Here is a 21,934-nt window from a genome sequence, read left to right as displayed (position 1 = left end):
AAGGAGTGGTTGATGTCACTGTTCAAGCAGTTGTTTATTGCCATCTGCGTGCTGATGCTGGTGAACTTCACCGGTAGCTTTCTGGTTAGCGTGGAGAGTTCGCGCGAGCAGCAGGCCAACCAATTACGGGCGCATGCCCAGGATGCGGCGACCGCTTTGGGCCTGTCGTTGAGTCCGCATATCAACGATATGGCGATGATCGAGCTGATGGTCAGCTCAATTTTCGACAGCGGTTACTTCGAGAGCATCAGGGTGCTCGACTCGGAGAGTGGGCAGGTGATGGTCGAGCGCACGGGTGTGCCGGTCACCGCCGAGGCGCCGCAGTGGTTCGCCGATCTGGTCGACTTGGCGCCGGCCAGTGGCGATGCCATCGTCAGCGACGGCTGGCGCCAGGCCGCGCGGGTCGAGGTCACCAGCCATCCGCTGTTCGCTGTTGGCAAACTGTGGCAAAGCGCTCTCGGTGTGCTGCTCTGGTTGGCAGTCAGTGGCGTGGTCTGCATCGGTTTGGGTGTACTGCTGCTCAAGCGCCAGTTGCGGCCGCTGGATTACATGGTCGAGCAGTCCAATGCCATCGCCCGGCGTGAGTTTCTCAGCCTGCAAGAGTTGCCCAAGACTCCTGAGTTCCGTCGGGTGGTCAATGCCATGAACCAGATGGTCGAGAAGCTCAAGGCGCTATTCGCCGAGGAAGCTGCGCGCAGTGAGAAACTGCGTGCCGAGGCCTATCAGGACAGCCTCACCGGGCTGGCCAATCGGCGTTACTTCGATCTGCAATTGCAGGCGCGCGTGGGTGTCGATGAGCACGCCGGTAGCGGCTTCATGCTGCTGCTGCGGGTCAATGATCTGACCGGACTCAACCAGCGTCTGGGCGGCCAGCGTACCGACCAGTTGCTCAAGGCCATCGCCGTGCAGTTGCAGCAAATCAGCCAAGGCCACTACTTGTTGGCGCGCAACCGTGGCGGCGAATTTGCCGTGTTGGCTGCCGGCCTCGATCGCAGTGAAGCGGAGCAGTTGGCAGAGAGCCTGGACGGCGCCCTGGCCAGCCTACAGCAGACCGGCGCCAGCGATTGTTTACCGGTCGCGCATATCGGTATGACGGCCTTCGCTCCGGGCGATCAGCTTGCGGCTATTTATGCCGCGCTGGATGCGGCGCTGGCCCAGGCCAGCAGTCAGAGCCTGCAGAACTGGGCCTGCAGCGAGCACGACGCACAGCGGCCTGCCGCCGATGAACGGCAGAGCTGGCATAGCTTGTTGGATCAGGCGCTCAATCAGGGGCGTTTCCAGCTTTATGTGCAGCCGGTGGTGAGTGCGGCTGATCCGGCGCAGGTGTTGCACCTCAAGGTGCTGGCGCGTTTGCTCGATGAGCAGAACAACCCGGTACCGGCGGGGCGCTTTCTGCCCTGGCTGGAGCGTTTCGGCTGGGCCACCCGTCTCGACCTGGCCATGCTCGACTGGGTATTGGCGCAGCTGCAGACCAATAGTAGTTGTGTTGCGTTGAGCCTCTCCGGTAGCACCATTCGTGATCCGCAGGCACTGCAGCAACTCTATGAGCGGCTGCGTCAACATGTGCATCTGGGCGCACGCCTGACCCTGGAACTGGACGAAGATCAGTTGCCCGATGCCGCGGCTCTGGAGGCGCTGACCGTGCGTCTGCGTAGCCTCGGCTTCAGCCTGGGGCTGCAGCACTTCGGCGGACGCTTCAGCATGATCGGCAACCTGGCCAAACTCGGTCTCAGCTACCTCAAGGTGGATGGCAGCTATATCCGCGCCATCGACGCCGAGAACGACAAGCGTCTGTTCATTGAGGCCATGCAGCGCGCAGCCCACAGCATCGATCTGCCGCTGATTGCTGAGCGGGTCGAAACCGACGGTGAGTGGCAGGCATTGCGTGACCTGGGTATCGAGGGCGTTCAGGGCCGCTTGTTTGGCGAGCCGGGTCGCTGGGTTTGAGGTGATTTCCGTCAGGGATTACCCACAAGAGCTTGGTCTGCAGCACTTGTCGATGAGGAGGTCCGGTCATGAGCATGGCCCACACCGTACGGCGTACTCGCGAAGCAGTACGCCGTTGCTGGTGGGAATGCTGGACGGTACGTTGCGCTCATGAGCGGCTGGCGTTCCGGTTCAGCCTACGAACTGATGATGGAACCTGTGGCAGTGGCTTTAGCCGCGAAGCCTTGCTGTCACAGCCGCTCAGATCAATTCGGACTCATCGTCATTGATCAGCCGGTTCAACCCGCCCAGAGCATCACGGGCCTTGCTGCGCCCTACCAGCTTGGCCTGTGCCACCTCGGGCAAGTCGGTGATGCGTACAACCCCCTTGCGGATCAGCACGCTAATCAAGTCTTCCAGTACCCGGATCATATCCAGGTCGCTTTGCTTGAGTTGCAGTAGGCTGCTTTCCATATTCTGGTTGGCATACCAGGCCAGCGCCTCCTGATCATCAGCGGCAATCTCGCCATCCATGCCATCGAACGGCGCCGCCTCTACCTGCTGCAAATTGCCCCAGGCATCACGCTTCACATACAACATCGACCACTCCTTGCCCTATCGAATGCCCTGAATGAAAAACCCCGCTAGCGGATGGTAGCGGGGTTTTGTCCATCAGGTGTGGTCGATCTTGACCATCGGATCGGCGCCGGCGATCAGCGAGTTGACGATTTGCGAGGATGTCGAACCGTAGCTGGATAGATCGACGGGGTTGCCGCCGTTTTCCAGTTTTATGGTGACATCGGCACCCGTGCCGCTAAGGTCGCCGGAGGTACTGATCTCCAGGGTCGAAGTGGCAGTGTCGACGCGCAGGTATTGGGTGATATCAACAGCATTTTCCTCGCCCACCAATAGATCGCGCAGGTCGATGCGGTCGCCCTCGTTAGGTTTGAAGTCCTTGATCACGTCTTTGCCGATATTACCGACTTGCCAGACGAAGGTATCTGCGCCGCTGCCGCCCCAAAGGGTGTCATTGCCAGTGCCGCCTACAAGGATATCGTTGCCAGCACCACCAAAGATCACATCGTTGCCAGAACCTCCGAGTAATGTGTCATTGCCGTTACCGCCTTCAATGCGGTCATTACCACTGCCACCATTGAGGATGTCATTGCCTTCACCGCCGCGAATAATGTCGGCGCCATTACTGCCGTTGAGGGTGTCAGAGCCACTGGTACCGTTGCTCAATAGAGACTGGCCGTTTGCAATTGTCAGATAACTGGTGGTGCTGGCAGAGTCACCATTTGCGACGGTGTTGGTGGCGGTTATGGCCAGGGTGGCAGATGCCGTGCCGGTATTGCTGATCGATAGTGATGACAGGCTCCATCCGGTCAGATCAATGTTTTGCTGATCGCCTGATGCCGTGATCGAGTGGGCTCCGTCAGCAATTGTCATTCCCGCCTCAAGACCGGAGATAGTTAGGCTGGTGTAATTGCTTGGTGTCAGAGTGAACTTCAAGATCCCTCCATCATTTGCCAGCGCGGTGTCATGGAAGCCGCTTTCGATATTTCGAATGGCAGTTATTTGCGACTGGGTCAGTACGCCTGCATAGATCCGTAGATCATCGAGCTGCCCATTGAAGTAACGATTGTCTGCTAGGTCAGATGCAGAAGAGTTATTGCTGAAATTGTTATTAACGCCAATCGATACCAGCTTGTTAATGGTCGCAGTGAAGGCCGGGTCATTAGGGCTACCAGTTGCTTCGCGCACGCCATTCACATAAATCTCAACCAGCTTTGAGACTGCGTTGCGAGTGATGGCGACATGCTGCCAGTTACCGTCATTAATTGTGCTGGTGCTGTACACGCCTGCAACGTTACCAACGCCGAAACCAATCTTGCCCTGGTTATTGATCGCGCCCCATTGAATGTCGTTGCCGCCACCGTTATGTTCACTGCCAATCACAGTTGGCAGGTCCCAAGAGTTACCCGCTCCGCTGACTCCGCCCGCTTGAGTGGTCTTAACCCAGAAGGTGAGAGTAGCGGTACCCATTAACGGCTGAGTGACAGATGTATCAATGTTTACCCGGTCGCCAGCATCTTGAAAGTTCAGGTTATTGCCTGCAGTTGCATTGCGAGAGGTACTGGTGAAACTGGGCAAAGCACTGCCGCCACTACTGTTGTCATCGGCCAAACGTCCCGTCTGGTTTGCATATTGATTGTTAGTCGTGGCTGCGCCACTGGCTTCATTGAAGGTCCATTGACCAATGGTTGCGAGGCTCAGGGTCGGGCTGGTGGCGTCGTTGACTGGAGTGACGGATACCTGCACGGTCGCGGTTGACCTGTCGCCGTTGGCGTCTGTGAGCGTATAGGTGAAAGCGTCGGATCCGTTATAGTCGGCTGCCGGGGTATAGGTGAATGTACCGTCCGCATTGACCAGCGCTGTGCCGTGGCTGGCCTGTGTGCCCAGCGCCCAGATGTTGCCCCCGTCCAGTGAGAGCGTGTCATTTGTAGCTAGGTTGCCGCTGATGGAGGTGTCTTCCTCCGTGCGGATCGAATCGTCCCCTGCGCGCGGGACATGATTGGCAGTCAGCGTCACGTCAATCAGGCCGTTGGCCGTGTCGCCATCCGCGTCAGTCAGGGTGTAGCTCAAGTCCAGTGGAATATCGGTGAAGTAGTTGTTGGCCGTGACGTCCGAGAAGGCAATGCGGAAATCACCACTAGAGGAGCTGATATCCAGGTTGGTGAAATATAGGGCGCCGTTCTGCAACGGTATGCTGAACGGCATATCGCTGTTGCCCGAGCCTGACACGCTGCCCGAATAGGTCACGGTAGTGCCGTTGGCATCTATTGCCGCGGTTACCTTCCAGTTCACCGTGTAGGGGCTGTTGCCCTGTCCCTCCACCAGCATGTTCAAGTCGCGTACTTGCCCAGCCGCTCCGCTCGGGTCCGTGAAAGCCATGGACAGTTTTTCACCGGGATTGAACCAGTTACCGCCGACACCGATCCAGTTGTTATTGGTATTGACTGTCGATGTCGCTCCGCTGCCGTTCACCGCCGTCATGCTGTCGATCAGGTAGTCGCCAAAGCCCAGCTGAAGATGATTGATGTTGCCGCCACTGATCACCGTGTAGCTGCTTTCCGCTTCCAGAACGCCGAGGCGGCCAACGCTGTTGAGCAGCTCGAAGCTGTACTGTGGGCTGTTGTTGCCGTTCACCGTCGTTGGATCGATGGTCGCACGGAAAATCAATGTGCCGTCAGCCAACTGGCCGGTCAGCGTGCCATTGCCATGATCGACATAGAGAACAGGTTTGCCTTCAAACACCAGGCTCGGCAGCCCGGCGGTATTCCAGGTAATACCCGTGACGTCGTTGGACAGCGTCGCTTCAGTCAGGAAGCCCGACTCGCTGTAGTTGCCATCGTTGGCTGTAGTAATAACCTTGGTTCCGCTCACGCTCGGCGCGTCGTCCGCAACTGTGATGCTGAAGCCTGCGGTGGTCAGTTGATTGCCGGCACTATCCTTCGCCAGCAAGGTCAGGGGAATGTTCAGGCTATGTGCTTCACCGGCGATTACTGCATGGTCGATGCCCAGGAATTGCTTGAAGGCATAGCTATCGCCGCTGGCGCTGAGTGTGACGCTAAAGACCGTGCCGCTCGCAGTGCTCGCTGTTAGCGTCCGGCTGGCCGCACTCCAGGCATAGGTGATCGCCTGGTGGTTGGAGGTCAGCCCGGATGCGCCGCTTGCGTCTATGGACAGCGTGATGTCAGCCGCCACCGGGCTGATGGTGCCGGTGTGCTGGATATCGTTGGTAGAGATGTTGTCGCGGTTTTCGTTGACATCGTCGTCGTCGCCCGCGGTGTTCCCCACTGACAAGGTGTCATTGTTGAGGATTGTCGTGGTTACAGACGAACTCGCACCTATGGCTACGTGCTCGAAAGCTCCCGTATCTTTCACGCCGGCGATTGAGACCGAGAAGGTTTCGTCGGATTCGAAGAGCAGGTCATCGACTGTGCTCACCGGGAAACTTACGGATGAAGCGCCCGCGGCGATGGTGAATGTCGCTGTCACCCCATTGCCATATTGGTAGTCATTGTCCTCCGCGCTGCCGTTGGCGAACCGCACGGTGACGCTGGTGGCGCTGGCGACGGTGACCGGGTTACCGAACTGGTCGATCAGGCGCACGGTGTAGTCGCTGGTGGTGGCGCCTTCGGCGACAGTGGTCGGGCCTTCAATCACGGCATAGACGGTGTCGGCGGCGGTGATGGTCTCGGTTGGCGGGGTGCTACCGGTGTCGGTAATGGTGCCGACGCCGAGCAGGTCGTTGCCGCTGGCGGCGACGTTAGTCGACAAGCCGCTCAGGGTGACGTTGAAGGTTTCGTTGCCTTCCTTGATGAAGTCATCGGCGATGGCCACGGTGAAGGTGGCAGTGGTCGCACCGGCGGCGATGCTGCCGCTGTCGGTGGTGGCGGTGTAGTCGGTCCCTGCGGTGGCGGTGCCATTGCTGGTGGCGTAGTTGAAGGTCACCGGGGCAGTGGTGGCATTACCGAGGGTGACGGTGAAGGTCGCGGTACCCGCGTCTTCGTTGACGGTGACATCGTTGATGCTGATGGTCGGCGCGACGTCATTGTCGACGATGGTGGTGGTGGCGCTGGCGGTTTGGCCGGCGGCGCCACTGCTGATGTTGATGGCTTCGAACTCACCGTTGTCCTGCACGGCCTTGATGCTGGCGGTGAAGGTCTCGTTGTCGAAGTCGACGTCTTCGTTGGTGGCCACGGTCAGGGTGGCGCTGCTGCTACCCGCGGCAATGGTCACGGTCTGGTCAGCGGCGGCGTAGTCGCCGGCTTCGGCGGTGCCGTTAGCGAACTGCACAGTGACGTTGGTGGCGCTGGTGACGGTGACTGAGTTGCCGGCCTGGTCGACCAGTTTGACGGTGTAGGCACCGGTGGTGGCGCCTTCGGCGACAGTGGTCGGGCCTTCAATCACGGCATAGACGGTGTCGGCGGCGGTGATGGTCTCGGTTGGCGGGGTGCTACCGGTGTCGGTAATGGTGCCGACGCCGAGCAGGTCGTTGCCGCTGGCGGCGACGTTAGTCGACAAGCCGCTCAGGGTGACGTTGAAGGTTTCGTTGCCTTCCTTGATGAAGTCATCGGCGATGGCCACGGTGAAGGTGGCAGTGGTCGCACCGGCGGCGATGCTGCCGCTGCCGGTGGTGGCGGTGTAGTCGGTCCCTGCGGTGGCGGTGCCATTGCTGGTGGCGTAGTTGAAGGTCACCGGGGCAGTGGTGGCATTACCGAGGGTGACGGTGAAGGTCGCGGTACCCGCGTCTTCGTTGACGGTGACATCGTTGATGCTGATGGTCGGCGCGACGTCATTGTCGACGATGGTGGTGGTGGCGCTGGCGGTTTGGCCGGCGGCGCCACTGCTGATGTTGATGGCTTCGAACTCACCGTTGTCCTGCACGGCCTTGATGCTGGCGGTGAAGGTCTCGTTGTCGAAGTCGACGTCTTCGTTGGTGGCCACGGTCAGGGTGGCGCTGCTGCTACCCGCGGCAATGGTCACGGTCTGGTCAGCGGCGGCGTAGTCGCCGGCTTCGGCGGTGCCGTTAGCGAACTGCACAGTGACGTTGGTGGCGCTGGTGACGGTGACTGAGTTGCCGGCCTGGTCGACCAGTTTGACGGTGTAGGCACCGGTGGTGGCGCCTTCGGCGACAGTGGTCGGGCCTTCAATCACGGCATAGACGGTGTCGGCGGCGGTGATGGTCTCGGTTGGCGGGGTGCTACCGGTGTCGGTAATGGTGCCGACGCCGAGCAGGTCGTTGCCGCTGGCGGCGACGTTAGTCGACAAGCCGCTCAGGGTGACGTTGAAGGTTTCGTTGCCTTCCTTGATGAAGTCATCGGCGATGGCCACGGTGAAGGTGGCAGTGGTCGCACCGGCGGCGATGCTGCCGCTGCCGGTGGTGGCGGTGTAGTCGGTCCCTGCGGTGGCGGTGCCATTGCTGGTGGCGTAGTTGAAGGTCACCGGGGCAGTGGTGGCATTACCGAGGGTGACGGTGAAGGTCGCGGTACCCGCGTCTTCGTTGACGGTGACATCGTTGATGCTGATGGTCGGCGCGACGTCATTGTCGACGATGGTGGTGGTGGCGCTGGCGGTTTGGCCGGCGGCGCCACTGCTGATGTTGATGGCTTCGAACTCACCGTTGTCCTGCACGGCCTTGATGCTGGCGGTGAAGGTCTCGTTGTCGAAGTCGACGTCTTCGTTGGTGGCCACGGTCAGGGTGGCGCTGCTGCTACCCGCGGCAATGGTCACGGTCTGGTCAGCGGCGGCGTAGTCGCCGGCTTCGGCGGTGCCGTTAGCGAACTGCACAGTGACGTTGGTGGCGCTGGTGACGGTGACTGAGTTGCCGGCCTGGTCGACCAGTTTGACGGTGTAGGCACCGGTGGTGGCGCCTTCGGCGACAGTGGTCGGGCCTTCAATCACGGCATAGACGGTGTCGGCGGCGGTGATGGTCTCGGTTGGCGGGGTGCTACCGGTGTCGGTAATGGTGCCGACGCCGAGCAGGTCGTTGCCGCTGGCGGCGACGTTAGTCGACAAGCCGCTCAGGGTGACGTTGAAGGTTTCGTTGCCTTCCTTGATGAAGTCATCGGCGATGGCCACGGTGAAGGTGGCAGTGGTCGCACCGGCGGCGATGCTGCCGCTGCCGGTGGTGGCGGTGTAGTCGGTCCCTGCGGTGGCGGTGCCATTGCTGGTGGCGTAGTTGAAGGTCACCGGGGCAGTGGTGGCATTACCGAGGGTGACGGTGAAGGTCGCGGTACCCGCGTCTTCGTTGACGGTGACATCGTTGATGCTGATGGTCGGCGCGACGTCATTGTCGACGATGGTGGTGGTGGCGCTGGCGGTTTGGCCGGCGGCGCCACTGCTGATGTTGATGGCTTCGAACTCACCGTTGTCCTGCACGGCCTTGATGCTGGCGGTGAAGGTCTCGTTGTCGAAGTCGACGTCTTCGTTGGTGGCCACGGTCAGGGTGGCGCTGCTGCTACCCGCGGCAATGGTCACGGTCTGGTCAGCGGCGGCGTAGTCGCCGGCTTCGGCGGTGCCGTTAGCGAACTGCACAGTGACGTTGGTGGCGCTGGTGACGGTGACTGAGTTGCCGGCCTGGTCGACCAGTTTGACGGTGTAGGCACCGGTGGTGGCGCCTTCGGCGACAGTGGTCGGGCCTTCAATCACGGCATAGACGGTGTCGGCGGCGGTGATGGTCTCGGTTGGCGGGGTGCTACCGGTGTCGGTAATGGTGCCGACGCCGAGCAGGTCGTTGCCGCTGGCGGCGACGTTAGTCGACAAGCCGCTCAGGGTGACGTTGAAGGTTTCGTTGCCTTCCTTGATGAAGTCATCGGCGATGGCCACGGTGAAGGTGGCAGTGGTCGCACCGGCGGCGATGCTGCCGCTGCCGGTGGTGGCGGTGTAGTCGGTCCCTGCGGTGGCGGTGCCATTGCTGGTGGCGTAGTTGAAGGTCACCGGGGCAGTGGTGGCATTACCGAGGGTGACGGTGAAGGTCGCGGTTACCCGCGTCTTCGTTGACGGTGACATCGTTGATGCTGATGGTCGGCGCGACGTCATTGTCGACGATGGTGGTGGTGGCGCTGGCGGTTTTCAGGTCCGAATCGGCCGCCTATCTGCTGATGTTGATGGCTTCGTTAACCCTCACCGTTGTCCTGCACGGCCTTGATGCTGGCGGTGAAGGTCTCGTTGTCGAAGTCGACGTCCTTCGTTGCTGGCCACGGTCAGGGTGGCGCTGCTGCTACCCGCGGCAATGGTCACGGTCTGGTCAGCGGCGGCGTAGTCGCCGGCTTCGGCGGTGCCGTTAGCGAACTGCACAGTGACGTTGGTGGCGCTGGTGACGGTGACTGAGTTGCCGGCCTGGTCCGACCAGTTTGACGGTGTAGGCATCCGGTGGTGGCGCCTTCGGCGACAGTGGTCGGGCCTTCAATCACGGCATAGACGGTGTCGGCGGCGGTGATGGTCTCGGTTGGCGGGGTGCTACCGGTTGTCGGTAATGGTGCCGACGCCGAGCAGGTCGTTGCCGCTGGCGGCGACGTTAGTCGACAAGCCGCTCAGGGTGACGTTGAAGGTTTCGTTGCCTTCCTTGATGAAGTCATCGGCGATGGCCACGGTGAAGGTGGCAGTGGTCGCACCGGCGGCGATGCTGCCGCTGTCGGTGGTGGCGGTGTAGTCGGTCCCTGCGGTGGCGGTGCCATTGCTGGTGGCGTAGTTGAAGGTCACCGGGGCAGTGGTGGCATTACCGAGGGTGACGGTGAAGGTCGCGGTACCCGCGTCTTCGTTGACGGTGACATCGTTGATGCTGATGGTCGGCGCGACGTCATTGTCGACGATGGTGGTGGTGGCGCTGGCGGTTTGGCCGGCGGCGCCACTGCTGATGTTGATGGCTTCGAACTCACCGTTGTCCTGCACGGCCTTGATGCTGGCGGTGAAGGTCTCGTTGTCGAAGTCGACGTCTTCGTTGGTGGCCACGGTCAGGGTGGCGCTGCTGCTACCCGCGGCAATGGTCACGGTCTGGTCAGCGGCGGCGTAGTCGCCGGCTTCGGCGGTGCCGTTAGCGAACTGCACAGTGACGTTGGTGGCGCTGGTGACGGTGACTGAGTTGCCGGCCTGGTCGACCAGTTTGACGGTGTAGGCACCGGTGGTGGCGCCTTCGGCGACAGTGGTCGGGCCTTCAATCACGGCATAGACGGTGTCGGCGGCGGTGATGGTCTCGGTTGGCGGGGTGCTACCGGTGTCGGTAATGGTGCCGACGCCGAGCAGGTCGTTGCCGCTGGCGGCGACGTTAGTCGACAAGCCGCTCAGGGTGACGTTGAAGGTTTCGTTGCCTTCCTTGATGAAGTCATCGGCGATGGCCACGGTGAAGGTGGCAGTGGTCGCACCGGCGGCGATGCTGCCGCTGCCGGTGGTGGCGGTGTAGTCGGTCCCTGCGGTGGCGGTGCCATTGCTGGTGGCGTAGTTGAAGGTCACCGGGGCAGTGGTGGCATTACCGAGGGTGACGGTGAAGGTCGCGGTACCCGCGTCTTCGTTGACGGTGACATCGTTGATGCTGATGGTCGGCGCGACGTCATTGTCGACGATGGTGGTGGTGGCGCTGGCGGTTTGGCCGGCGGCGCCACTGCTGATGTTGATGGCTTCGAACTCACCGTTGTCCTGCACGGCCTTGATGCTGGCGGTGAAGGTCTCGTTGTCGAAGTCGACGTCTTCGTTGGTGGCCACGGTCAGGGTGGCGCTGCTGCTACCCGCGGCAATGGTCACGGTCTGGTCAGCGGCGGCGTAGTCGCCGGCTTCGGCGGTGCCGTTAGCGAACTGCACAGTGACGTTGGTGGCGCTGGTGACGGTGACTGAGTTGCCGGCCTGGTCGACCAGTTTGACGGTGTAGGCACCGGTGGTGGCGCCTTCGGCGACAGTGGTCGGGCCTTCAATCACGGCATAGACGGTGTCGGCGGCGGTGATGGTCTCGGTTGGCGGGGTGCTACCGGTGTCGGTAATGGTGCCGACGCCGAGCAGGTCGTTGCCGCTGGCGGCGACGTTAGTCGACAAGCCGCTCAGGGTGACGTTGAAGGTTTCGTTGCCTTCCTTGATGAAGTCATCGGCGATGGCCACGGTGAAGGTGGCAGTGGTCGCACCGGCGGCGATGCTGCCGCTGCCGGTGGTGGCGGTGTAGTCGGTCCCTGCGGTGGCGGTGCCATTGCTGGTGGCGTAGTTGAAGGTCACCGGGGCAGTGGTGGCATTACCGAGGGTGACGGTGAAGGTCGCGGTACCCGCGTCTTCGTTGACGGTGACATCGTTGATGCTGATGGTCGGCGCGACGTCATTGTCGACGATGGTGGTGGTGGCGCTGGCGGTTTGGCCGGCGGCGCCACTGCTGATGTTGATGGCTTCGAACTCACCGTTGTCCTGCACGGCCTTGATGCTGGCGGTGAAGGTCTCGTTGTCGAAGTCGACGTCTTCGTTGGTGGCCACGGTCAGGGTGGCGCTGCTGCTACCCGCGGCAATGGTCACGGTCTGGTCAGCGGCGGCGTAGTCGCCGGCTTCGGCGGTGCCGTTAGCGAACTGCACAGTGACGTTGGTGGCGCTGGTGACGGTGACTGAGTTGCCGGCCTGGTCGACCAGTTTGACGGTGTAGGCACCGGTGGTGGCGCCTTCGGCGACAGTGGTCGGGCCTTCAATCACGGCATAGACGGTGTCGGCGGCGGTGATGGTCTCGGTTGGCGGGGTGCTACCGGTGTCGGTAATGGTGCCGACGCCGAGCAGGTCGTTGCCGCTGGCGGCGACGTTAGTCGACAAGCCGCTCAGGGTGACGTTGAAGGTTTCGTTGCCTTCCTTGATGAAGTCATCGGCGATGGCCACGGTGAAGGTGGCAGTGGTCGCACCGGCGGCGATGCTGCCGCTGCCGGTGGTGGCGGTGTAGTCGGTCCCTGCGGTGGCGGTGCCATTGCTGGTGGCGTAGTTGAAGGTCACCGGGGCAGTGGTGGCATTACCGAGGGTGACGGTGAAGGTCGCGGTACCCGCGTCTTCGTTGACGGTGACATCGTTGATGCTGATGGTCGGCGCGACGTCATTGTCGACGATGGTGGTGGTGGCGCTGGCGGTTTGGCCGGCGGCGCCACTGCTGATGTTGATGGCTTCGAACTCACCGTTGTCCTGCACGGCCTTGATGCTGGCGGTGAAGGTCTCGTTGTCGAAGTCGACGTCTTCGTTGGTGGCCACGGTCAGGGTGGCGCTGCTGCTACCCGCGGCAATGGTCACGGTCTGGTCAGCGGCGGCGTAGTCGCCGGCTTCGGCGGTGCCGTTAGCGAACTGCACAGTGACGTTGGTGGCGCTGGTGACGGTGACTGAGTTGCCGGCCTGGTCGACCAGTTTGACGGTGTAGGCACCGGTGGTGGCGCCTTCGGCGACAGTGGTCGGGCCTTCAATCACGGCATAGACGGTGTCGGCGGCGGTGATGGTCTCGGTTGGCGGGGTGCTACCGGTGTCGGTAATGGTGCCGACGCCGAGCAGGTCGTTGCCGCTGGCGGCGACGTTAGTCGACAAGCCGCTCAGGGTGACGTTGAAGGTTTCGTTGCCTTCCTTGATGAAGTCATCGGCGATGGCCACGGTGAAGGTGGCAGTGGTCGCACCGGCGGCGATGCTGCCGCTGTCGGTGGTGGCGGTGTAGTCGGTCCCTGCGGTGGCGGTGCCATTGCTGGTGGCGTAGTTGAAGGTCACCGGGGCAGTGGTGGCATTACCGAGGGTGACGGTGAAGGTCGCGGTACCCGCGTCTTCGTTGACGGTGACATCGTTGATGCTGATGGTCGGCGCGACGTCATTGTCGACGATGGTGGTGGTGGCGCTGGCGGTTTGGCCGGCGGCGCCACTGCTGATGTTGATGGCTTCGAACTCACCGTTGTCCTGCACGGCCTTGATGCTGGCGGTGAAGGTCTCGTTGTCGAAGTCGACGTCTTCGTTGGTGGCCACGGTCAGGGTGGCGCTGCTGCTACCCGCGGCAATGGTCACGGTCTGGTCAGCGGCGGCGTAGTCGCCGGCTTCGGCGGTGCCGTTAGCGAACTGCACAGTGACGTTGGTGGCGCTGGTGACGGTGACTGAGTTGCCGGCCTGGTCGACCAGTTTGACGGTGTAGGCACCGGTGGTGGCGCCTTCGGCGACAGTGGTCGGGCCTTCAATCACGGCATAGACGGTGTCGGCGGCGGTGATGGTCTCGGTTGGCGGGGTGCTACCGGTGTCGGTAATGGTGCCGACGCCGAGCAGGTCGTTGCCGCTGGCGGCGACGTTAGTCGACAAGCCGCTCAGGGTGACGTTGAAGGTTTCGTTGCCTTCCTTGATGAAGTCATCGGCGATGGCCACGGTGAAGGTGGCAGTGGTCGCACCGGCGGCGATGCTGCCGCTGTCGGTGGTGGCGGTGTAGTCGGTCCCTGCGGTGGCGGTGCCATTGCTGGTGGCGTAGTTGAAGGTCACCGGGGCAGTGGTGGCATTACCGAGGGTGACGGTGAAGGTCGCGGTACCCGCGTCTTCGTTGACGGTGACATCGTTGATGCTGATGGTCGGCGCGACGTCATTGTCGACGATGGTGGTGGTGGCGCTGGCGGTTTGGCCGGCGGCGCCACTGCTGATGTTGATGGCTTCGAACTCACCGTTGTCCTGCACGGCCTTGATGCTGGCGGTGAAGGTCTCGTTGTCGAAGTCGACGTCTTCGTTGGTGGCCACGGTCAGGGTGGCGCTGCTGCTACCCGCGGCAATGGTCACGGTCTGGTCAGCGGCGGCGTAGTCGCCGGCTTCGGCGGTGCCGTTAGCGAACTGCACAGTGACGTTGGTGGCGCTGGTGACGGTGACTGAGTTGCCGGCCTGGTCGACCAGTTTGACGGTGTAGGCACCGGTGGTGGCGCCTTCGGCGACAGTGGTCGGGCCTTCAATCACGGCATAGACGGTGTCGGCGGCGGTGATGGTCTCGGTTGGCGGGGTGCTACCGGTGTCGGTAATGGTGCCGACGCCGAGCAGGTCGTTGCCGCTGGCGGCGACGTTAGTCGACAAGCCGCTCAGGGTGACGTTGAAGGTTTCGTTGCCTTCCTTGATGAAGTCATCGGCGATGGCCACGGTGAAGGTGGCAGTGGTCGCACCGGCGGCGATGCTGCCGCTGCCGGTGGTGGCGGTGTAGTCGGTCCCTGCGGTGGCGGTGCCATTGCTGGTGGCGTAGTTGAAGGTCACCGGGGCAGTGGTGGCATTACCGAGGGTGACGGTGAAGGTCGCGGTACCCGCGTCTTCGTTGACGGTGACATCGTTGATGCTGATGGTCGGCGCGACGTCATTGTCGACGATGGTGGTGGTGGCGCTGGCGGTTTGGCCGGCGGCGCCACTGCTGATGTTGATGGCTTCGAACTCACCGTTGTCCTGCACGGCCTTGATGCTGGCGGTGAAGGTCTCGTTGTCGAAGTCGACGTCTTCGTTGGTGGCCACGGTCAGGGTGGCGCTGCTGCTACCCGCGGCAATGGTCACGGTCTGGTCAGCGGCGGCGTAGTCGCCGGCTTCGGCGGTGCCGTTAGCGAACTGCACAGTGACGTTGGTGGCGCTGGTGACGGTGACTGAGTTGCCGGCCTGGTCGACCAGTTTGACGGTGTAGGCACCGGTGGTGGCGCCTTCGGCGACAGTGGTCGGGCCTTCAATCACGGCATAGACGGTGTCGGCGGCGGTGATGGTCTCGGTTGGCGGGGTGCTACCGGTGTCGGTAATGGTGCCGACGCCGAGCAGGTCGTTGCCGCTGGCGGCGACGTTAGTCGACAAGCCGCTCAGGGTGACGTTGAAGGTTTCGTTGCCTTCCTTGATGAAGTCATCGGCGATGGCCACGGTGAAGGTGGCAGTGGTCGCACCGGCGGCGATGCTGCCGCTGTCGGTGGTGGCGGTGTAGTCGGTCCCTGCGGTGGCGGTGCCATTGCTGGTGGCGTAGTTGAAGGTCACCGGGGCAGTGGTGGCATTACCGAGGGTGACGGTGAAGGTCGCGGTACCCGCGTCTTCGTTGACGGTGACATCGTTGATGCTGATGGTCGGCGCGACGTCATTGTCGACGATGGTGGTGGTGGCGCTGGCGGTTTGGCCGGCGGCGCCACTGCTGATGTTGATGGCTTCGAACTCACCGTTGTCCTGCACGGCCTTGATGCTGGCGGTGAAGGTCTCGTTGTCGAAGTCGACGTCTTCGTTGGTGGCCACGGTCAGGGTGGCGCTGCTGCTACCCGCGGCAATGGTCACGGTCTGGTCAGCGGCGGCGTAGTCGCCGGCTTCGGCGGTGCCGTTAGCGAACTGCACAGTGACGTTGGTGGCGCTGGTGACGGTGACTGAGTTGCCGGCCTGGTCGACCAGTTTGACGGTGTAGGCACCGGTGGTGGCGCCTTCGGCGACAGTGGTCGGGCCTTCAATCACGGCATAGACGGTGTCGGCGGCGGTGATGGTCTCGGTTGGCGGGGTGCTACCGGTGTCGGTAATGGTGCCGACGCCGAGCAGGTCGTTGCCGCTGGCGGCGACGTTAGTCGACAAGCCGCTCAGGGTGACGTTGAAGGTTTCGTTGCCTTCCTTGATGAAGTCATCGGCGATGGCCACGGTGAAGGTGGCAGTGGTCGCACCGGCGGCGATGCTGCCGCTGTCGGTGGTGGCGGTGTAGTCGGTCCCTGCGGTGGCGGTGCCATTGCTGGTGGCGTAGTTGAAGGTCACCGGGGCAGTGGTGGCATTACCGAGGGTGACGGTGAAGGTCGCGGTACCCGCGTCTTCGTTGACGGTGACATCGTTGATGCTGATGGTCGGCGCGACGTCATTGTCGACGATGGTGGTGGTGGCGCTGGCGGTTTGGCCGGCGGCGCCACTGCTGATGTTGATGGCTTCGAACTCACCGTTGTCCTGCACGGCCTTGATGCTGGCGGTGAAGGTCTCGTTGTCGAAGTCGACGTCTTCGTTGGTGGCCACGGTCAGGGTGGCGCTGCTGCTACCCGCGGCAATGGTCACGGTCTGGTCAGCGGCGGCGTAGTCGCCGGCTTCGGCGGTGCCGTTAGCGAACTGCACAGTGACGTTGGTGGCGCTGGTGACGGTGACTGAGTTGCCGGCCTGGTCGACCAGTTTGACGGTGTAGGCACCGGTGGTGGCGCCTTCGGCGACAGTGGTCGGGCCTTCAATCACGGCATAGACGGTGTCGGCGGCGGTGATGGTCTCGGTTGGCGGGGTGCTACCGGTGTCGGTAATGGTGCCGACGCCGAGCAGGTCGTTGCCGCTGGCGGCGACGTTAGTCGACAAGCCGCTCAGGGTGACGTTGAAGGTTTCGTTGCCTTCCTTGATGAAGTCATCGGCGATGGCCACGGTGAAGGTGGCAGTGGTCGCACCGGCGGCGATGCTGCCGCTGCCGGTGGTGGCGGTGTAGTCGGTCCCTGCGGTGGCGGTGCCATTGCTGGTGGCGTAGTTGAAGGTCACCGGGGCAGTGGTGGCATTACCGAGGGTGACGGTGAAGGTCGCGGTACCCGCGTCTTCGTTGACGGTGACATCGTTGATGCTGATGGTCGGCGCGACGTCATTGTCGACGATGGTGGTGGTGGCGCTGGCGGTTTGGCCGGCGGCGCCACTGCTGATGTTGATGGCTTCGAACTCACCGTTGTCCTGCACGGCCTTGATGCTGGCGGTGAAGGTCTCGTTGTCGAAGTCGACGTCTTCGTTGGTGGCCACGGTCAGGGTGGCGCTGCTGCTACCCGCGGCAATGGTCACGGTCTGGTCAGCGGCGGCGTAGTCGCCGGCTTCGGCGGTGCCGTTAGCGAACTGCACAGTGACGTTGGTGGCGCTGGTGACGGTGACTGAGTTGCCGGCCTGGTCGACCAGTTTGACGGTGTAGGCACCGGTGGTGGCGCCTTCGGCGACAGTGGTCGGGCCTTCAATCACGGCATAGACGGTGTCGGCGGCGGTGATGGTCTCGGTTGGCGGGGTGCTACCGGTGTCGGTAATGGTGCCGACGCCGAGCAGGTCGTTGCCGCTGGCGGCGACGTTAGTCGACAAGCCGCTCAGGGTGACGTTGAAGGTTTCGTTGCCTTCCTTGATGAAGTCATCGGCGATGGCCACGGTGAAGGTGGCAGTGGTCGCACCGGCGGCGATGCTGCCGCTGCCGGTGGTGGCGGTGTAGTCGGTCCCTGCGGTGGCGGTGCCATTGCTGGTGGCGTAGTTGAAGGTCACCGGGGCAGTGGTGGCATTACCGAGGGTGACGGTGAAGGTCGCGGTACCCGCGTCTTCGTTGACGGTGACATCGTTGATGCTGATGGTCGGCGCGACGTCATTGTCGACGATGGTGGTGGTGGCGCTGGCGGTTTGGCCGGCGGCGCCACTGCTGATGTTGATGGCTTCGAACTCACCGTTGTCCTGCACGGCCTTGATGCTGGCGGTGAAGGTCTCGTTGTCGAAGTCGACGTCTTCGTTGGTGGCCACGGTCAGGGTGGCGCTGCTGCTACCCGCGGCAATGGTCACGGTCTGGTCAGCGGCGGCGTAGTCGCCGGCTTCGGCGGTGCCGTTAGCGAACTGCACAGTGACGTTGGTGGCGCTGGTGACGGTGACTGAGTTGCCGGCCTGGTCGACCAGTTTGACGGTGTAGGCACCGGTGGTGGCGCCTTCGGCGACAGTGGTCGGGCCTTCAATCACGGCATAGACGGTGTCGGCGGCGGTGATGGTCTCGGTTGGCGGGGTGCTACCGGTGTCGGTAATGGTGCCGACGCCGAGCAGGTCGTTGCCGCTGGCGGCGACGTTAGTCGACAAGCCGCTCAGGGTGACGTTGAAGGTTTCGTTGCCTTCCTTGATGAAGTCATCGGCGATGGCCACGGTGAAGGTGGCAGTGGTCGCACCGGCGGCGATGCTGCCGCTGTCGGTGGTGGCGGTGTAGTCGGTCCCTGCGGTGGCGGTGCCATTGCTGGTGGCGTAGTTGAAGGTCACCGGGGCAGTGGTGGCATTACCGAGGGTGACGGTGAAGGTCGCGGTACCCGCGTCTTCGTTGACGGTGACATCGTTGATGCTGATGGTCGGCGCGACGTCATTGTCGACGATGGTGGTGGTGGCGCTGGCGGTTTGGCCGGCGGCGCCACTGCTGATGTTGATGGCTTCGAACTCACCGTTGTCCTGCACGGCCTTGATGCTGGCGGTGAAGGTCTCGTTGTCGAAGTCGACGTCTTCGTTGGTGGCCACGGTCAGGGTGGCGCTGCTGCTACCCGCGGCAATGGTCACGGTCTGGTCAGCGGCGGCGTAGTCGCCGGCTTCGGCGGTGCCGTTAGCGAACTGCACAGTGACGTTGGTGGCGCTGGTGACGGTGACTGAGTTGCCGGCCTGGTCGACCAGTTTGACGGTGTAGGCACCGGTGGTGGCGCCTTCGGCGACAGTGGTCGGGCCTTCAATCACGGCATAGACGGTGTCTTCCGGACCTGCGGTGCCCGGCGGGTTGCTTGGGCCGGCGTCATCGGTGATGGCGCTGGTGGCGGCATTGTTAGTGCCGATGGCCACAGCCTCGAACAGGCTGTTGCTGTCGGTGACGCTGCTGATGGTGGCGACCAGCGGCTCGCTGCCTTCGTTGAGGAAGTCATCGGTGGCGCTGACGTCAAAGGTAGCCGAGCTGCTGCCGCCAACAATGTTGACGCTGCTTAGCAGGACGCTGGTGTCGGCACCGCCGGCGGCCGCGCCGCTCCAGTTGAGGGCCACGCTGACGGTGCTGCCAGTTGGAACGTTGACCGGGCTGCCGGCACTGTCTTTGAGGGTGACGGTGTAAGTCAGGCTGCCGCCCTCGGCGACGCTGGCGGCATTGACGCTGATTTCGGCGTAGACGGTGTCTTCCGGACCTGGAGTGCCTGGCGGGTTGCTTGGGCCGGCGTCATCGGTGATGGCGCTGTTGGCGACATTGTTGCTGCCGATGGCCACAGCCTCGAACAGGCTGTTGCTGTCGGTGACGCCACTGATGGTGGCGACCAGTGGCTCGCTGCCTTCGTTGAGGTAGTCATCGTTGGCGCTGACGTCAAAGGTAGCCGAGCTGCTGCCGCCAGCAATGCTGACGCTGCTTGGCAGGGCGCTGGTGTCGGCGCCGCCGGCGGCCGCGCCGCTCCAGTTGAGGGCCACGCTGACGGTGCTGCCAGTTGGAACGCTGACCAGGTTGCCGGCACTGTCCTTGAGAGTGACGGTGTAAGTCAGGCTACCGCCTTCGGCGACGCTGGCGGCGTTAACGCTGATCTCGGCGTAGATAGTGGGTGCGCTGCGCTCCACCGGCCCTTCGTCAATTATGGCCGCCACTTCTTCATCAAGATTATCGAAAGCGAAAGCCAGCCCTTGTGTCTCAAATCCCACAGTCGGATCAAGTTGCTGGCCTGTTTCATCCAGCATCACAAAACTATGACCACCACCTGCCGCGCCACCTGCGCCACCTGCCGCGCCCGGGCCTGCGGCGGTAGGTTCGAGATCTGCTGTCGGGTCGAAGCCGGCGGCGATGGCTTGTTCAAGCTCGGAGGCTGGCTCTGGCGCGGCCTGCGCTGATTCTGACGCCTGATTTCCGCCAGCCTGCCAATTGCCATTGGCAGCAATGTCAATCACATCGCCATTGGCGAGTTCGAGGGTTGCCGAGCCTCCCGATGCGGTCACCACCTGGTCGCCCTGGAACATGCGCTCGCCTTCGAACACTTGCCGCTTGAGGCCGTCAAGGGAAACAACAAATACCTGACCCACAAGACTTTTAATAACAGCGACAAAATTGCTCATGCTTAAGCTCCAGACGCCCAGGGCGTGGGGTGATCCTTGGATTGATGTGGCAGAGGCCAGAATAAAGAATAAATACAATTCGCCATTTAATTGGCGATAATAAGCTGGCGTTTCTTTAAATAAGTCTGCCGCGGTGCCAAACTATTGACCGCTCTTTCGCGATCATACACACTCGCTATCGTTGATGTCACTTTGATATTGATCTAGTTGTTCATGTCACCTCAGCGGTTGGAAAGATCCATGAGCGACCTCGTTAGCTGGGTCGTTTCGCAATGATCCGCCCTTTGATGTTGTATGCCCTTTGCTCCTTTGCTCCTTTGCTCCTCTGCCTGAAAGGAATCTAACCTCCCAATGCGTTTCTTAGCCCTACTTCCCCTTGCTCTGGCAATCTCCCTGTCGGCCAACGGCCAGACCCTTAACGAAGCCATGCAGAGCGCTCTTGAGGTGCATCCGGAAATCCAGGCGGGGATCAATGCACGCCTGTCGGTTGAGGAGCAGATGAAAGCCGCCAAGGGCGGCTATCTGCCTAGGGTCGACCTGCTTGCTGGCTATGGTCGTGAGGGCACCGACAGCCCGGGCACGCGTGGAACTACCCATAACACCGAGACCCTGACTCGTGGCGAGTCGAGCCTGCGTCTGCAGCAGATGTTGTTCGACGGTTTTGCCACCAGCAGTGAAGTCGGCCGTCAACGGGCTACGGTCAATGCCCGTGCCTATGAGCTGCTGGGCACGTCAGAACGCACCGCGCTGACCGTCGCGCAGGTCTATCTGGAAGTGCTCAAGCGCCAGGACATGGTGCGGCTGGCGACTGACAACCTGCGTAGCCACGAGCGCATCTACGACCAGATCTCGCTGCGCAGCGAGCGCGGAGTAGGGCGTATGGCCGATCTCGATCAGGCCGAGGCCCGTCTGGCGCAAGCGCGGAACAACCTGATCACCGAGCAGACCAATCTGGCCGACGCGCAGGTCAATTATTACAGCGTGGTTGGCAGCGATCCCAGCGAACTGAGCATGCCGCAAGGGTTACCAGGCCGTTTGCCAGAAAACCTGCAAGCCGCGCGTGAGGAAATGCTGGCGAATAATCCGTTTTTGAGTTCGGCCGAGTCCGATGTTCAGGCCAGTGAGCAGCAGTACGAAGCGGCCAAGTCGACGTTCTATCCGCGTTTCGACGCCGAACTGTCGCAGGGTGTCGACAGCAATATCGATGGCGTGCCCGGCCATAGCAATGAATGGCAGGCGATGCTGCGCATGCGCTACAACCTGTTCGCCGGTGGCAGCAACAAGGCCGACCTGCAGTCCAAGTCGTATCAGGTCAACCAAGCGATGGATATCCGCAACAATGCGTTGCGCGTACTGCTCGAGGACCTCGGTCTGGCCTGGAATGCCCTGGAGAATTCGCGTCAGCAATTGCCGATCGCTCAGCAATATGTCGACTACAGCAGCCGGGTGCGCGATTCCTACCAGAAGCAGTTCGGCCTGGGCGAGCGGACCCTGCTGGACTTGCTCGACAGCGAGAACGAACTGTTCACTGCTGCGCGTCGCCTGGAAGAGGTGCGCTTCACTGAACTGTTTACTCAATACCGGATCAAGGCGACCATGGGCTCCCTGCTGCAAAGCCAAGGTGTAGTTGCACCCATGGCTGCGGCGCCGCTGGACGTAGTCAAGGCCAAGGTGACACTGCCGGGACTGAACTGACAGCGACTCTCCTCCGTGCATGAGT

General features: G+C 62.2%; 6 protein-coding genes. 2 read left to right on the top strand and 4 right to left on the bottom strand.

Annotation, left to right across the window (positions count from 1 at the left end; all coding sequences use genetic code 11):
• The first annotated feature begins 12 nt into the window (after positions 1-12).
• On the top strand, positions 13-1,947 hold the full coding sequence (lapD, locus tag VCJ09_RS17940) for a cyclic di-GMP receptor LapD (RefSeq protein ID WP_324731461.1): 1,935 nt from the start codon (positions 13-15) through the stop codon (positions 1,945-1,947).
• 240 nt (positions 1,948-2,187) lie between these two features.
• On the opposite strand, the gene VCJ09_RS17935 is transcribed toward lapD, so the two are convergent.
• The 4 genes from VCJ09_RS17935 to VCJ09_RS17920 form a co-directional block, all read right to left on the bottom strand.
• Entirely contained in the window at positions 2,188-2,526 is a 339-nt protein-coding gene (locus VCJ09_RS17935; protein ID WP_324731460.1) for a tryptophan synthase subunit beta, read from the bottom strand.
• A gap of 72 nt (positions 2,527-2,598) precedes the next feature.
• Positions 2,599-9,504, bottom strand: coding sequence for a Calx-beta domain-containing protein (locus tag VCJ09_RS17930; RefSeq protein ID WP_324731459.1), 6,906 nt, complete (start codon positions 9,502-9,504; stop codon positions 2,599-2,601).
• 114 nt (positions 9,505-9,618) lie between these two features.
• The gene (locus VCJ09_RS17925) at positions 9,619-9,864 is read right to left on the bottom strand and encodes a hypothetical protein (RefSeq protein ID WP_324731458.1); all 246 of its coding nucleotides are present in this window, start codon (positions 9,862-9,864) and stop codon (positions 9,619-9,621) included.
• Between the two features lie 90 nt (positions 9,865-9,954).
• Entirely contained in the window at positions 9,955-20,214 is a 10,260-nt protein-coding gene (locus tag VCJ09_RS17920; RefSeq protein WP_324731457.1) for a Calx-beta domain-containing protein, read from the bottom strand.
• A gap of 351 nt (positions 20,215-20,565) precedes the next feature.
• Between VCJ09_RS17920 and VCJ09_RS17915 the strand changes: the two genes are divergently transcribed.
• Positions 20,566-21,909, top strand: coding sequence for a TolC family outer membrane protein (locus VCJ09_RS17915; protein ID WP_324731456.1), 1,344 nt, complete (start codon positions 20,566-20,568; stop codon positions 21,907-21,909).
• The last annotated feature ends 25 nt before the right edge of the window (positions 21,910-21,934 follow it).

The sequence above is a fragment of the Pseudomonas paeninsulae genome, from assembly GCF_035621475.1.
Lineage (GTDB): Bacteria > Pseudomonadota > Gammaproteobacteria > Pseudomonadales > Pseudomonadaceae > Aquipseudomonas > Aquipseudomonas paeninsulae.
This window is presented reverse-complemented; position numbering and strand designations above follow the sequence as displayed.